The organism is Rosenbergiella metrosideri (genome assembly GCF_022602565.1).
Lineage (GTDB): Bacteria > Pseudomonadota > Gammaproteobacteria > Enterobacterales > Enterobacteriaceae > Rosenbergiella > Rosenbergiella metrosideri.
Genome location: NZ_JALBCV010000001.1, coordinates 311,036 through 326,222 on the forward strand (window position 1 = coordinate 311,036; position 15,187 = coordinate 326,222).

The 15,187-nt window shown below is 46.5% G+C and carries 15 protein-coding genes; 6 read left to right on the forward strand and 9 right to left on the reverse strand.

From position 1 onward, the window contains the following. Positions 1–3: 3 nt before the first annotated feature. The 3 genes from hxpB to MKR94_RS01515 all read left to right on the forward strand — a co-directional run bounded on the left by hxpB (position 4) and on the right by MKR94_RS01515 (position 2,860). Entirely contained in the window at positions 4–675 is a 672-nt protein-coding gene (gene hxpB / locus MKR94_RS01505; protein ID WP_241645136.1) for a hexitol phosphatase HxpB, read from the forward strand. A gap of 89 nt (positions 676–764) precedes the next feature. Further along, positions 765–1,349, forward strand: coding sequence for a metal-dependent hydrolase (locus MKR94_RS01510; RefSeq protein WP_241645137.1), 585 nt, complete (start codon positions 765–767; stop codon positions 1,347–1,349). 119 nt (positions 1,350–1,468) lie between these two features. Continuing rightward, a complete protein-coding gene (locus tag MKR94_RS01515) occupies positions 1,469–2,860 on the forward strand; it encodes an L-cystine transporter (RefSeq protein WP_241645138.1) in 1,392 nt (463 codons plus the stop codon). Positions 2,861–2,895: 35 nt separating this feature from the next. On the opposite strand, the gene osmE is transcribed toward MKR94_RS01515, so the two are convergent. Continuing rightward, positions 2,896–3,237, reverse strand: a complete 342-nt coding sequence (gene osmE, locus MKR94_RS01520) for an osmotically-inducible lipoprotein OsmE (RefSeq protein WP_241645139.1) — start codon at positions 3,235–3,237, stop codon at positions 2,896–2,898. A gap of 187 nt (positions 3,238–3,424) precedes the next feature. Between osmE and MKR94_RS01525 the strand changes: the two genes are divergently transcribed. Then, positions 3,425–4,627, forward strand: coding sequence for a multidrug effflux MFS transporter (locus MKR94_RS01525; protein WP_241645140.1), 1,203 nt, complete (start codon positions 3,425–3,427; stop codon positions 4,625–4,627). 78 nt (positions 4,628–4,705) lie between these two features. Then, a complete protein-coding gene (nadE, locus tag MKR94_RS01530) occupies positions 4,706–5,533 on the forward strand; it encodes an ammonia-dependent NAD(+) synthetase (protein WP_241645141.1) in 828 nt (275 codons plus the stop codon). Positions 5,534–5,569: 36 nt separating this feature from the next. Here nadE and MKR94_RS01535 read toward each other — a convergent pair whose 3' ends face one another. The 3 genes from MKR94_RS01535 to MKR94_RS01545 form a co-directional block, all read right to left on the reverse strand. Further along, positions 5,570–6,049, reverse strand: coding sequence for a Spy/CpxP family protein refolding chaperone (locus tag MKR94_RS01535; RefSeq protein WP_241645142.1), 480 nt, complete (start codon positions 6,047–6,049; stop codon positions 5,570–5,572). A 188-nt stretch (positions 6,050–6,237) separates the two neighbouring features. Then, complete coding sequence (locus tag MKR94_RS01540; protein WP_241645143.1) at positions 6,238–7,656, reverse strand: YchO/YchP family invasin; 1,419 nt, start codon at positions 7,654–7,656, stop codon at positions 6,238–6,240. 80 nt (positions 7,657–7,736) lie between these two features. Beyond that, positions 7,737–8,417, reverse strand: a complete 681-nt coding sequence (locus MKR94_RS01545; RefSeq protein WP_241645144.1) for a gamma-glutamylcyclotransferase — start codon at positions 8,415–8,417, stop codon at positions 7,737–7,739. 428 nt (positions 8,418–8,845) lie between these two features. On the opposite strand from MKR94_RS01545, the gene chaA reads away from it, so the two are divergent. Continuing rightward, on the forward strand, positions 8,846–9,937 hold the full coding sequence (gene chaA / locus MKR94_RS01550; protein WP_241645145.1) for a sodium-potassium/proton antiporter ChaA: 1,092 nt from the start codon (positions 8,846–8,848) through the stop codon (positions 9,935–9,937). A 43-nt stretch (positions 9,938–9,980) separates the two neighbouring features. On the opposite strand, the gene kdsA is transcribed toward chaA, so the two are convergent. From kdsA to hemA, 5 genes are all read right to left on the reverse strand, one after another. Continuing rightward, a complete protein-coding gene (gene kdsA, locus MKR94_RS01555) occupies positions 9,981–10,835 on the reverse strand; it encodes a 3-deoxy-8-phosphooctulonate synthase (RefSeq protein ID WP_241645146.1) in 855 nt (284 codons plus the stop codon). 35 nt (positions 10,836–10,870) lie between these two features. Next, positions 10,871–11,680, reverse strand: coding sequence for an invasion regulator SirB1 (sirB1, locus tag MKR94_RS01560; protein WP_241645147.1), 810 nt, complete (start codon positions 11,678–11,680; stop codon positions 10,871–10,873). An 80-nt stretch (positions 11,681–11,760) separates the two neighbouring features. After that, positions 11,761–12,612, reverse strand: coding sequence for a peptide chain release factor N(5)-glutamine methyltransferase (gene prmC, locus MKR94_RS01565; RefSeq protein ID WP_241645148.1), 852 nt, complete (start codon positions 12,610–12,612; stop codon positions 11,761–11,763). Beyond that, on the reverse strand, positions 12,612–13,694 hold the full coding sequence (gene prfA / locus MKR94_RS01570; RefSeq protein ID WP_241645149.1) for a peptide chain release factor 1: 1,083 nt from the start codon (positions 13,692–13,694) through the stop codon (positions 12,612–12,614). The genes prmC and prfA overlap by 1 nt, the downstream gene beginning before the upstream one ends. 44 nt (positions 13,695–13,738) lie before the next feature. Next, entirely contained in the window at positions 13,739–14,995 is a 1,257-nt protein-coding gene (hemA, locus tag MKR94_RS01575) for a glutamyl-tRNA reductase (protein WP_241645150.1), read from the reverse strand. Between the last annotated feature and the right edge of the window lie 192 nt (positions 14,996–15,187).

Below are 15,187 nucleotides of genomic sequence, written 5' to 3' on the forward strand. Positions count from 1 at the left end.
ACAATGTCCGGTATACATACGACAAAAGCCGTCATTTTTGATATGGATGGTATTTTAATTAACTCAGAGCCTTATTGGAAAACGGCTGAACAAACGGTCTTTTCGGCGCACGGCATCGACCCAGCAATACAACAACAACTTCCTGACACTACGGGCTTGCGTATAGATCAAGTGGTAAAGTTATGGCTACAGGTAGCCGGAAATAAAAGTGTCAGCGCCGCCCTGATAACCCAGCAAATTATTGACTTCGTGATTAATAAAATTAATGAAGAGCGACCACTGCTGCCGGGTGTCAAACACGCATTACAGTTATGCCAACAATCTGGTGTTAAGATCGGCTTAGCGTCGGCCTCACCCATTTCGATGATTACCACGGTCGTCAGTCTGTTTGAATTAACCCCCTACTTTATCACCCTCTCCTCTGCTGAGGCCTTGCCTTACAGTAAACCACATCCACAAGTCTATCTAAACGCGGCAAAGGCTCTTGGTGTCGATCCTCTTCATTGCTTAGCGATTGAAGATTCTGTCAACGGCATGGTTGCCGCGAAAGCTGCCCGCATGAAAGTCTTCACGGTACCTGCCCTAGAGCAGGCGGAGTGGCCGGTATGGTCCTTAGCCGATCGTAAATTGCCCTCTCTGAATGCGCTAACGTTGGAAATGTTGCAAGGAAAGTAAAACGATAACTCTTGTTACAACGTCACTATTCACAAACACTGTATACTTATCTATACTGGACGTATTTCCAGATATAAGTGTATTCACTCATGACCGCCGAAGGCCATTTACTGTTTGCGCTGGCGACCGCCGTCGCCGCCAAACGCTATGATTTAACCCCAATTATTAGTACTGCCGATTGGTGGCACCTTATTCCGGCGTGTTTATTCACCAGCCTGCTTCCTGATATTGACCATCCTAAGTCATTATTAGGCCAGCGTCTGCGCTGGATATCATTACCAATTTCGCGAATTTTTGGTCATCGAGGGTTTACTCACAGTCTGATCGCTGTGCTTATCGGCATATTTCTCCTGATGAATAAACTCCCTGCCAATTTGTTTATTCCTAATGATGTGCTTCAGGGCATGGTATTAGGCTATTTAAGCCATATTCTGGCCGATATGTTGACTCCAGCCGGTGTCCCACTCCTCTGGCCTTGCCGCTGGCGTTTTAGGTTACCCATTCTCCCTTCGTCTAAACATCCCCAACCGGAGCGCTATTTCTGTATAGCCTTATTAACCTTTACGGTATTGACTCCGGAAAGCCTCACTAAGCAATGGGTTACCGTTGGATCTCAGCAAATGAACCAAACTTGGCAGCAATGGTCTCCGCTACTCCTACGCTTAACCCACTAACGATTGAAAAGTTATAAACTAGATCTGTTAGTTATAAGCATTTCAAGGGCTCAACATGGTAAAGTTTGGCCCTTTTTAACGTTATACCGTCGAATCGGACACGCTATATTGAGGTATTCATGGATTGGTCATTAGTGATTAATATTGGGATTTTCGTTGTACTGTTATGGATTTTATCAGCGATTGGTCATGATAAATGGAGCTTATCTAAGCGAGTATTCAGTGGTCTAATCATTGGTGTACTGTTTGGAATTGGCTTACAAGCAGTATATGGTGTAGAGAGCTCCGTATTAACCACCTCTATTAGCTGGTTCAATATTGTCGGTAACGGCTATGTGCAACTGCTGCAAATGGTCGTCATGCCACTGGTCTTTGCTTCCATTCTCAGTGCGGTAGCTCGATTACATAATGCCAGTTCGCTCGGGAAAATTAGTTTCCTCACCATTGCCGTACTGTTGTTTACCACCGCTATCGCTGCTTTAGTCGCCGTCTTTGTCACGGGCTTATTTAAACTCAATGCTGAAGGCCTGGTTCAAGGGGCAAAAGAAACGGCGCGGCTAAATGCGATTCAAAGTCACTATGTTGGGCAAGTAGCAGACTTAACTGTGCCGCAATTAATTCTCTCTTTTGTGCCAAAAAATCCGTTTGCTGATCTAACTGGTGCAAGCCCGACATCCATCATTAGCGTGGTTATTTTCGCGGTGTTCTTAGGCGCGGCGGCCATACAACTGGTGAAAGATAGTCCAGAGAAAGGCCAGCGAGTCGTCGCGGCTATCGATATTTTACAAGCCTGGGTGATGAAATTAGTTCGTCTAATTATGCGCCTCACCCCCTATGGCGTGATGGCGTTGATGACTAAAGTCGTCGCGACCTCTAACTATCACGATATCGTTAAGTTAGGTACCTTTGTTATCGCTTCCTACTTAGGCCTGTTAATTATGTTTGTGGTACATGCCCTCCTGCTGGCGATTAATGGTATCAATCCACTACGTTATTTCCGCAAAGTCTGGCCAGTGATTAGCTTTGCCTTCACCAGTCGTTCAAGTGCAGCATCGATCCCACTCAGTATCGAAGCTCAACAGAAGCGTCTGGGTACGCCAGAATCTATCGCCAGCTTCTCTGCTTCATTTGGAGCAACGATTGGGCAAAACGGTTGTGCCGGCTTATACCCTGCAATGTTGGCCGTTATGATTGCTCCGACTATGGGGATCAACCCCTTCGAACCTATGTGGATTGCAACCTTAGTAGGCTTAGTGACACTAAGCTCAGTGGGTGTTGCGGGAGTGGGTGGCGGAGCAACCTTTGCGGCACTGATCGTATTACCGACCTTGGGCTTACCGGTCACGTTGGTGGCTTTATTAATCTCGATTGAGCCATTGATCGATATGGGAAGAACTGCATTAAACGTTAATGGTTCAATGACCGCTGGAACCCTAACGAGCCGCTGGTTGAAACAGACAGACCAATCGGTTATGGGGAGGGAGCATCACGAGGAAAGCTCGATTCAGTAATAAAAAAGGGCCAGATAGTGGCCCTTTTTTATTACTTAGTTCTGAGCCACTTGTGGGTCAGTATCGTATTCTTGACAGCTTTGGAAACCATAATTCATCACACGGTCGCTACCGTTGTAACTAACGAAATACGTGACCGGCTTATTATCCGTTCCTTTGCCAATGATATAAGTTTCGCAGGTGCCACGCGCATGGACCATGGTGATATCAGTCGATGGTATGCCCGCAATTTGGTGTACCTGCTGACGGCTCATACCCTTCTTAACATTCTTCACTACGGGTTGCGTAACGTAGCTTTCCGCTTGACGATAAGTGGTACAACCACTCAATACCGCTAACGCTAAACCACCAACCATGATACCCGTTAATTTTTTCATAAAGTCCCTCTGCAAGATTCAATCATTGAGTTAAATTTATTCGTAATAATATAAACATTTTTAAGTGTAGACATAGATTTCCTGCAAAACAAATAGTTAACATAGATCTTTACAGGGTAAATGGCTATCCTTGGCCACTATCGCTCCGCATTACCGCTTTGTAATCGAATCATATGATTGAGGATCCATGTCTACAACTCACACACCACGTATGGCATTAGCCATTCCACTCGGACTAATGGCCGGTCTAGGACCGCTCTGTATTGACCTCTATTTACCTGCACTCCCACAGCTGGCCACCGATCTAGCGGTCCCCACTGCGAGCGCACAACTTAGCCTCACTGCAGGACTCCTCGGATTAGGGGTCGGTCAGTTACTGTTTGGTCCCTTAAGTGATAAATATGGCCGCATTAGACCCTTATTGATTTCGCTGTGTATTCTACTTCTTGCCTCGATTGCCTGCTCCTTTGCACAAACCCTACCACAGCTCTTAATCGCGCGACTTTTCCAAGGATTAGGCGGAGCAGGCGGGGCTGTGCTATCCCGTGCAGTCGCTCGCGATAGATTTAGCGGCCATGAATTAACACGTTTTTTTGCAATGTTACTTTTAGTCAATGGCTTAGCCCCTATTTTAGCGCCAATCATAGGGGGATTACTGACCAGCTATATGAGTTGGCGTGGAATTTTCGTCGTCTTAGCAGGTATTACCGTTGTGTTGCTCTGTTTGGCGAAAACCAGAATCGAAGAGAGTCTAGTGGTTGAGAAGCGTAGCCAAGGCTCGTTATTCAGTGCGTGGAAATTATTAATCGATGTTATCCGCCATCGACCGTTTATGGGATTTTGTCTCACTCAAGGTTTTATGATGTCAGGTATGTTTGCCTATATCGGGGCATCCCCTTTCGTGTTACAAGAAACCTACGGTTTATCGCCTCAAAACTTCAGTTTGTGTTTTGCGTTAAATGGCTTCGGATTGATTCTCGCCTCGCAAATTAGTTCTCGTCTATGCCCTAAGTTTGGCGAATATACAATTTTACGCTGCGGTTTGATGATTGCCTTCATCGCCTCGAGTTGCTTAGTCATCAGTGGTCTTTTACACGCGAGTTTACCCGTCTTCTTGGTAGCACTGTTCTTCAGTATCGCCAGTAACGCAATAATCTCTACTACGGCATCCTCCCTTGCGATGCAGAGTCAGGGTCACCGTGCAGGCAGTGCTTCCGCCGTCATCGGTGTCACGATGTTTACATTAGGGTCTATCGCAATTCCGATAACGGGTATCGGTGGTTCTTCCGCATTGGCGATGGGAGCAACGATTTTTGGCTGCTTTATGATGGCAATTATCATGTTTATCTTTGTAGCGAAAAAACCAGAAAACCTGCAAAAAGGACATTAATTTTTCATTCCCCCTCTTTATCTGAGGGGGTATTTTAGCGTTATGATAACGCTTAGCCCGTTTATCAGAGGTTTTGCCATGTCTCTACAGCAAGAAATTATTCAAGCCTTAGGCGTCAAACCCACCATCAACCCTGAAGAAGAAGTGAGACGGAGTGTCGATTTTTTAAAAAAATATCTCACCCATTACACTGGCTTACGTTCTCTGGTGCTCGGGATCAGCGGTGGACAAGACTCAACACTGGCTGGAAAGCTGTGCCAAGTAGCCATCAACGAACTGCGTAATGAACTCAACGATCCAAGCTACCAGTTTATTGCCGTCCGTCTACCCTACGGCACTCAAGCCGACGAACAGGATTGCCAAGATGCCTTAGCCTTCATCCAACCGGATAGGACGCTGGTGGTGAATATTAAAGACTCAATACTCGCCAGTGAACGTGCGCTAAAAGACGCTGGAATAACGGTTTCAGATTTTGTACGCGGTAATGAAAAGGCCCGTGAGCGGATGAAGACGCAGTACAGCATCGCTGGAATGACCCAAGGTGTTGTCGTCGGTACCGATCATGCTGCCGAAGCGGTAACGGGATTTTTTACAAAATACGGTGACGGTGGGACTGATATCAACCCGTTGTTCCGGCTTAACAAACAACAAGGTAAGCAATGTCTTAAATACCTTGGCTGCCCAGAACATCTCTATTTGAAACATCCAACTGCCGATCTTGAAGATGATCGTCCAGGTCTTAAAGATGAGGTTGCATTAGGGGTAACCTATGCCGATATCGATGCTTACTTGGAAGGAGAGACGATTGGCGCAGAACGTGCAGCGATTATTGAAAACTGGTATACGAAAACTGAACATAAACGCCGAACGCCTATCACTGTTTTCGACGATTTTTGGCAGAAATAAAAAAAAACTGCGGAGGTAACCTCCGCAGTCAATGATTTAGTCTTGTTGTGGGGCCGCATTAGGCGCCGGATGTTTAAAATTCTTCATCTTTTCATAGTTCGCTTGGTACTGTTTCTTTTGGTCAGCGGTCAATAAGTTGTAGATTTTATTGTCCGTCTCTAAGCGATTTAGCATACGTTGTTTGTCTTGATCTGCATGGCTATCTACCAGAGTTTGTGCTTTCGATGCATCAAATTTTTCTGCGGTGATCAGATCAAATGCCGCCTGACGGTCTGCTTTTGAAGGAGGCGTCATATTTTTGCGCCCTTGGTCAAGAATGCTGTGAATCTGTTGCTTTTGAGCGTCGGTTAATTCAATTCCTTTCATAAGCATCATTTCAGGTGCGCCATGAGGGCGCTTTTTCATATGGGGATGTTCAGTTGGGGTTGCGCTTAATGGTGCTGTCTCTGCATAGACCATTGATGCTGAACCCATCAATAAAGAACTAACTAATAATAATGATGTTACTTTACGCATCTTAGTTTCCTTAACTTATCTACAACCACGAGAATGTCGTGAACACGGAAGTCATAATAAGAGCTCCAATGTCAAGCAACGCGCAGTTCGGTAAAAACCTGCAAACGTTTACCCCTAACATTCATCTATATTGCAATCATTGCAAAGTCCAGCACATTACTCTGTTAAGAATACGTTAACTGTAGCGATTATCCTGCATCACCTTGATTAAAATAATCAGGCTTCTGCATCGGTGGCTCTGGTTTCAACGTAATTGTATTTGAGGTTGCTCGTGTTTTGCCATTATCTACCGTCACCGCAAGGTGATATTCGTTCTTTGCGCCGGCTGTGTCGTTCCAAGCAGGCAAGATGATTGTCCATCCCGTTAATTGCTGAGCATTGGCTGGTGGCGTTAGACTGAGTTCTCGGGTATCGCCTTGCCATTCAACATTTTTAATCGATTTATTAGGCGTAGCCTGAACCACTAACGTAATCGAATCCCCGGCATTGAGTTGCCAAGGCGGGGTTGCCAAATAAACTGAGAAAGTTTGACGTTTACGATAGCTCATAACAGGCAGATTATTTCGCGTGACAACGTCATACCGACTGCCAAATAACGACCGCGCTTCGGCCACGGCATAAGGCGACAGCTGTTGCGAGAGGGATTGGCCAAAGTGATAGTTTACATTGAGGCCAAAGACATCCTGGCTGGCCCCCCCTGAGCCTTCTTTGTGCGAGGCTGATACCGTGACTAGGGGAATTGGGGTATAGGTCAACCCGACAGACATGCTGCGCGGATTATTATAGTAATTACCATCATTGAAGATATCGATGCCTTCGCCGAGATATTGTTGCCACGAAACCGTTATACCCAGTTGTTGATAGAAGGGTAAGTAACCTTGGCTAGTGATATCATAGCCACGTGCCATCCGCTGAGACTGGGTCGCGGAAATATTTTTCCACCCCGATAATGGCGTATAGTAATTTGCGGAAACACGCAGGTAATGATTCCATAATTCTGTACCAATGGAACCGCGTTGCTGATTGTTGGTAAAGAGTTGGTCCAAGAAGGCGTTATAACCGAAGAGCCACTGATTATTGAAGAAGCGTTGTCCTAGCCCTGCACTGCCCACTGTCCCTAAGGTACTCTGGTTAACAGAGAGTTGACTGAACGTTAGACGTTGACCGTTATCATTGAGGGGAGTTAACAGCGATCCGGTCGATCCGGTAAATTTGCCTTCCATATCGACGTTAAGGCTGACATTCGCTTGACCTAGAGGAGAAAGTATATGTTCGCCAGTACTGTCGACCTTTTCCGTTAGTTTGTCTCTGACGTGATTAAATGCCCACTCTCTTGCACTACGCTCGGCACTGGTATCCTCGTCCGAATTTTGTAGGGATTTCCCTAAACTGGTAGCGATATCTGTAAGCTGCTGGTCGACCTGAGAGGTCGAAGATTGAGATGAACCTAAATCAGGTAACGCTGCGGTGTAGGAAGCGCTTTCCATCGTAGCACTGGGTGCCGACGGGTGAAGCATACTAGCGTGTGCACGACTTAATATGAGTAATGGAGAGAGCACCATTAACATCTTTGTTAACGATGCTGGGTCACGCTTAATGGTTAACAATAGGAACAACTCCTCTTTTGATCACGCTGCGAGATAGGTCCGATAAGTATATAAGTCGAGAGCTAGATCACAATATCATCTCATTCCGAAGTTGTAGCGCTCATTTCCATCGATAATTGGACCGCGTATTCTGTTAAGGCGGTCAGTGTAGGTTCTTGGATACCGTAACGCTGAAAAGTGGCGACCATCTCTTGTAAATAAGTCAGGTTTTTACCTAAAGGACCTTGGGCACTTGCAATGGTTCTTGCTTTACATGCCATACTCTCCCCGGTTTTGAACAGACAATGTTGAGGGTTGGCAACAAAAACTAAGGCTTCAATAATTTCTCCCCCCTCAAGAGTGAGAGGTTGCCAGAGAGGTCGATAACAGCCGGTCAACATCTCTCTTTTCCATAATAACGCCAACTCTGATTCCCAACTCTCACAACAGAGTTTAAATGCGAGACCGGTGGTGCTCCCCCCTTTCACTAACGCTAACATCCGCCCAGGTGCCTCAGCGGTGCCCCGCCCCACGATTAAACTTAAACAAAATTCTCTCGACCATCCTTCAAGATGTGCGGTCTCTACCCGATCATGATCGAGAAGCGGATTCCACATTAAGGAACCGTATCCAAATACCCAAAGTGGCCCTTTGGTTGGCTTATTAAGCAAAAATTGGTGTAACGATGCGGTGCGTTGTTCGGTAGAAAGCAATAAGCTTTCCTCGATTGGGCCAAACGACGATTGGCAGTCAGCACTTTTCAAAAACTCTCGGGTTAGCACAACTACGCCCCTTTGTGGTGAACACCCACTCATCATGACAAAGTCCGTAATCCCTGTGAAGACTGAAGGATGAGAAAGTACGCTAAAAATTATTTCTTCTTATTAACGACCATAGCGCACTAACACTTTACTTATAAATCAACTATTCCGCACAGTAAACCAATGGTATCGAGCTAAACCATTATAAATAGTAGTTATGGGCCTATAATTGATGACAAAAACTTATAATAACTTCATGAAAGTTTTATTAATAACTAATTTATTCAATGGGTTGAAATCTATTATTGGGTTTTTTAGCCAATTCGAACAAAGTAAAGCAAAGTAAAACAAAGTGAACTCGTCCAAATATTTGCTATAGTTATTATTCCCCCTTTAGGAATACTCTACTGGCGAGTCACCCCTCGCTACGCATAGCACAAGGAGATTAAATGCCTGGTAACGAAAAAACACGTCATACGGAATTTAGTTTGGCGCTTCCCATTCTGGCCATCGGCCTATTACTGGGGGTTGGACAACCTGAGGGGCTAGTGTTAACCACCGGAATGAATATCATTGCTTTAGTGGCGATCCTTTCCAGTGCCTTTAGTGTGGTCCGTCATGCCGATGTATTGGCTCATCGCTTAGGTGAACCCTACGGCTCTCTCGTGCTGACCCTTTCTGTAGTGATTTTAGAAGTGAGTTTAATCTCAGCGCTTATGGCAACTGGGAGCGCGGAGCCGACGCTCATGCGTGACACGCTCTATTCTATTATTATGATAGTGATCGGTGGTCTAGTAGGCTTCGCGTTGTTACTTGGCGGCGGTAAATTCGCTACACAGTACGTTAATCTCGCCGGTGTTAAACAGTATCTTATCGCGATCTTTCCCCTCGCTATTCTCGTGCTCATTTTCCCCAATGCTTTACCAGGTGGTAATTTTACTACGGGGCAATCGCTGTTAGTCGCAGCGCTCTCTGCCACGATGTACGGCGTTTTTCTATTGATTCAGACCAAGACTCACCAAAATCTCTTTGTCTATGAACATGAGGACGATAGCGATGACGGTGACCCTCAACATGGAAAGCCCTCCGCCCACAGTAGTACCTGGCACAGTATCTGGTTGATTATTCACCTTATTGCCGTGATCAGTGTGACTAAGCTTAATGCTCCCGTGTTGGAAAACTTATTGCATGCCTTGCACGCACCACAGCAATTTACCGGCTTCTTAATTGCCTTGTTAATTTTATCGCCTGAAGGATTAGGTGCCATTAAAGCCGTACTGGCTAATCAGGTTCAACGAGCAATGAATCTTTTCTTCGGATCAGTGATTGCAACAATCTCGTTAACCGTACCAGTCATAACGATCATTGCAACGATAACGGGGAATGACTTACATTTCGGATTAGATGCGCCACAGATGGTAGTCTTAGCCAGCGTGTTAATCTTGAGCCAAATTTCATTTTCTACCGGTCGAACCAACGTATTAAATGGCGTGGCACACTTAGTTTTGTTTGTCGCCTATTTAATGACCGTGATGCTGTAGCAAAATGAACTAAAAAAGAGAGGGCCTTCGCGGCCCTTTCTTATTAGTTACTCGTGTCCAACTCAGGGAAGGATTTTACCAAGTCATCAATCGCTTTCATTTGCTGTAAGAAAGGTTCTAACTTATCTAATGGTAACGCAGAAGGACCATCACAACGCGCCTGTGCGGGTTGCGGGTGAGCTTCAATAAATAGCCCTGCAATACCGACTGCCATACCCGCACGCGCTAGCTCAGCCACTTGGGCACGACGACCGCCTGATGCGGAGCCGAAAGGATCACGTGTCTGCAGAGCATGGGTCACATCAAAGATTACCGGAGAATTATTAGTAACTTTCTTCATTACATTAAAGCCCAGCATATCCACCACAAGGTTATCGTAACCAAAATTGCTTCCTCGGTCACACAGGATAACTTTATCGTTACCGCCCTCAGCAAATTTATCAACGATATTTCCCATCTGCCCTGGGCTAACGAACTGTGGTTTTTTAACGTTAATCACGGCGCCTGTTTTGGCCATTGCTTCGACAAGGTCGGTCTGACGGGCAAGAAAAGCAGGAAGCTGAATCACATCAACTACTTCTGAAACAGGTTGTGCTTGGCTCGCCTCATGAACGTCAGTGATGATCTTGACGCCAAAGGTTGCTTTAAGCTCTTGAAAGATCTTCATCCCTTCTTCAAGGCCCGGGCCACGGTAGGAATGAATAGATGAGCGGTTTGCCTTATCGAAAGACGCTTTGAAGACATACGGGATACCGAGCTTCTCAGTTACCTTGACGTATTGCTCACAGATTTGCATGGCGAGGTCACGAGATTCCAGAACATTCATTCCCCCGAACAAAACGAACGGCAGATCATTTGCTACACGGATATCACCGATAGACACAACTTTTTGGACCATACTTTTATCCTTAACTTGGCTGATTGCAGGGGTCACTAATGTAAAGTGACCGACTTATATTCAATAGTATGCATTTGCACTTTAATCATTTCACTGACCGGATCTTCGGGGCATTGTTCCACAAAATAAGCCAGATCGGTCAACGCGATATGTTCACATTCGAGTTGAGCGTAGATTAATCCGCGATCACGAATTTCGTAAGGGTCATCGGGATCAAGCGCCACCAATACTTTACTAATCTGTAGCGCGAGCTCCATCTGGTTTTCTTCCATTAAAGAAACCTTTAGCGTTTCAAGTAATTTCCGAATCACCTCTTCAGAGGTCGCTGGCTCCAAATCGACATCATCGATGCTGGAAGTCGGCCCAATAGTCCCTTTCACCCAAACATCTAAGGTGTGTTCATCGAGCGTATCGCCGTTGAAAGGGTTAATTAACCACATTTCACCGTCCACCCAGTCAGCGCGTAAAATAAGTTGTGTTGGGAAAATTACTGGGAAGAGCGGTATCTCCAGTTGTTCACTGAGGTACAGTAAGATTGCCCCGAGCGATACAGCACTGCCCTTGCGGCACTTCAACACATTATCTAACCAAAGAGCCTCAGAAAGCCGATACACACCACTGATGCTGGCGAAGCCCCACTGTTTAAAAAATAAATCCAACAACCGATCCAATTTCAGATCCGGATTAGGCTCAGTGGCTAAATAATCTTTCGCTTCGCTAAGTAATGATGCCAACTCTTGCCGCACCCAGGTTTCTGGGAAATCGTCACGAACTTGCGCAGTCAGCGCAATCATTGCTTCAGATAACGCACGCTGTGTAGGGGTTACCATTTCGTCGGGAGCCATCATTTACTCCCTATTAATAAATAAGCCGAGCGACGCTTTGCGTCACTCTTTTGAGATATAATTTTCAAATAGTTCATCATCTACAATAACTTTTTCGACACTTGAGCGAATTTGCCATAAGTCACTCGTGGATTACCACCATAATCAACCCGCGTCGCCACGGCGTCAAACCCTTCCGAGACAAAAAGCTGCTGAACTTGTTGATGTTGTTGCCAGCCATGCTCAGCTAATAACCATCCGCCAGGGGCTAACCATTGCGGGGCTTGCTGAATAATAAGCTGTAAGTCGGCGAAACCCTGTTGGGGAGCGACTAAAGCGCTCCGCGGCTCAAAATTGACATCGCCTTGGCTAAGATGGGGGTCGTCTGCATCGATATAAGGTGGATTCGTCACAATCATATCGAAAGCATTTGGCGATAACGCCTCAAACCAGTAACTCAATTGAAACTGGCAATTATCAATTGAAAGACGTTGCGCATTACCGCGTGCAAGTTGCACCGCCTCAGCAATACGATCCACGCCAATAAACAGCGAATCAGGCCGCTCATTGGCCAAGGCTAGGGCTATCGCCCCCGTCCCCGTCCCCAGATCAAGCACCTTAACCGGAGTGGGTGGCAGAAGGCTAAGTGCCTGTTCAACCAGTACTTCCGTATCCGGCCGCGGGATTAAGGTGGCTGGGGAAACCGACAAAGGTAAAGACCAAAATTCTCGCTGCCCACATAAGTAGGCGATCGGCTCACCTTGACCACGACGCGCGATCAGTTCAGCCAATACAGCCAGTTGTTCGACCGTTAATGCGTAGTCATCAAAAGCGATTAACCAACTTCTGGGCTTATCAAGAACATGGCTGAGGATCACCTCAGCATCACGCTTTGCACTGTCACTATGCTGCAGTAATGGGACGACTTCATGTAGCCAGTGACGGATCTGCATTACTCTTGACCTGCTAAGGCCGCCAGCAGATCGGCTTGGTGCTCTTGAACGACCGGTTCGATAAGACTCTCAAGTTTTCCTTGCATCGTCTCATCCAACCGATAAATGGTAAGGTTGATACGATGATCAGTTATACGACCTTGCGGGAAATTATAGGTTCTAATCCGATCAGAACGGTCACCACTCCCCAACAGGTTACGACGCGTAGACGCTTCTTCTTCATGGCGTTTCGCCATTTCAGCGGCATGGATTCTCGCGCCAAGTACAGAAAGTGCTTTAGCTTTGTTCTTGTGCTGTGAACGCTCGTCCTGACACTCGACCACGATACCCGTTGGTAAGTGGGTAATACGGATCGCCGAGTCGGTGGTGTTAACGTGCTGGCCACCTGCTCCCGACGAACGGAAGGTATCAATTTTCAGATCTGAAGGATTAATATCCGGGAGTTCGGCTTCAGGGATCTCTGGCATCACCGCAACGGTGCAGGCTGAGGTGTGGATACGTCCTTGTGATTCGGTCTCTGGGACACGTTGTACACGGTGACCGCCGGATTCAAACTTCATTCGACCGTACACACCAACACCTTCGATGCGCGCGATAATCTCTTTATATCCGCCGTGCTCACCTTCGTTGGCGCTGACCACTTCCACGCGCCAGCGGTTCGCTTCGGCATAACGGCTATACATTCTAAAAAGATCGCCAGCAAACAGGGCGGCCTCGTCACCGCCAGTTCCGGCACGCACTTCAACGAAGCATGAACGTTCATCGTCAGGATCTTTTGGTAACAGAAGGACCTGAAGCGATTGCTCGAGTTCTTCGCTTTGCGCTTTAGCCTCTTTGAGTTCTTCGGATGCCATGTCACGCATTTCGGGATCGGCTAACATCTCATTGGCCGTTTCAATGTCTTCCTGTACCTGACACCATTGACGGAAACAATTGGTCACGTCGGTGAGCTGAGCATATTCCCTCGAGAGCGCTCGGAAACGCTCCTGATCGGCAATAACACCTGCATCGCCGAGCATCGCTTCGACTTCCTCATGACGTTCCTGTAGGGCTTCAAGTTTGGCAACAATAGAAGATTTCATGTATGAATTATTTGTCCAATAACAAAAGGGGAAATAGCCTGAACCTAACTAAGGCCGAGGCTATCACGCAGGATTTGTAAACGTTCAGCATCGCCTTCACGCGCAGCTTGCTGAAGAGATTTTGTGGGTGAGTGAATCAAACGATTCGTCAATTTATGGGCCATCTCTTGCATCACTTTATGTGGGTCTTGACCTTGCGAAAGTGCGGATAATGCCCGTTGCATTAATTCTTCACGGATATCTTCTGCTTGATGCCGATAATCACGGATCACATCAACGGCATTTTGCGCCTGCAGCCAAGCCATAAACTCACCACTCTCTTGTACCACGATGGTTTCTGCTTCGACGGCTGCCGCTTCTCGTTGCGCCATATTGTGTTGAATAATCGCTTGCAGATCATCCACTGTATAAAGATAAGCTGACTCTACTTTACCGACTTCCGGTTCGACATCGCGCGGAACCGCAATATCAACGATCAGCATCGGTTGATGACGCCGTTGCTTTAACGCACTTTCCACCATGCCTTTACCAATAACGGGTAGCGGGCTGGCGGTGGAGGAGATAATAATATCCGCAGAGGCAATATGTTCAGGTAGCGCCCCAAAGTCGATGACTTCAGCATTGACTTCTTCTGCCAGACGCTGTGCTCGTTCACGGGTACGGTTGGTGATCATAAGCCGTTTGACCTGATGTTCGCGCAGGTGACGCGCTACGAGTTCAATCGTCTCGCCCGCGCCAACCAGTAAAACGGTGACTTTTTTCAATGATTCAAATATTTGACGGGCTAGCGTACAGGCGGCAAAGGCAACGGACACCGCGCTACTACCAATTTCAGTTTCAGTCCGCACCCGCTTAGCCACTGAGAAGGTTTTTTGGAACATACGTTCCAGTTCACCATTGATAACATGCCCGCGCTGGGATTCGGCGTATGCTTTTTTAACCTGCCCCAAAATTTGCGGCTCGCCCAAGACAAGAGAATCAAGTCCGCTCGCCACGCGCATTAAATGGCTAACGGCGGCGTTATTCTGATGCCAATAGAGGCTATTGAGGACCTCAGTTTCATCCAGATGATGATAATTGCATAACCATTGGATGAGCTGTTGCTGAATATCGTGCTGTTCATCAACACTTAAATAAAGCTCGGTTCGATTGCAGGTAGAAAGCACGACACCACTGTGCACTGATGGCTGAGACAGTAAACTGTCTAATGCGTTATCTAAGATATCAGGGCCAAACGCCACCCGTTCGCGAAGCGCGACAGGAGCAGTTTTGTGATTTATTCCAAGTGCTAGCAGCGTCATAATGATGTGATTACTTTTACCCTACAAACCTTACAGGCATTTTTGTGCGGCCATTCTACAAGATGCTTCCTGTCATGAAAAGCCATACAAAAGATAAGTGTGTAATAAGATTCTTTTCTTCCATGTGTTATGCTCAATATAGCATTGATCGTTAAATTCCGCCGTCATCGACGGCCCCGTCAAGGAGAAAAG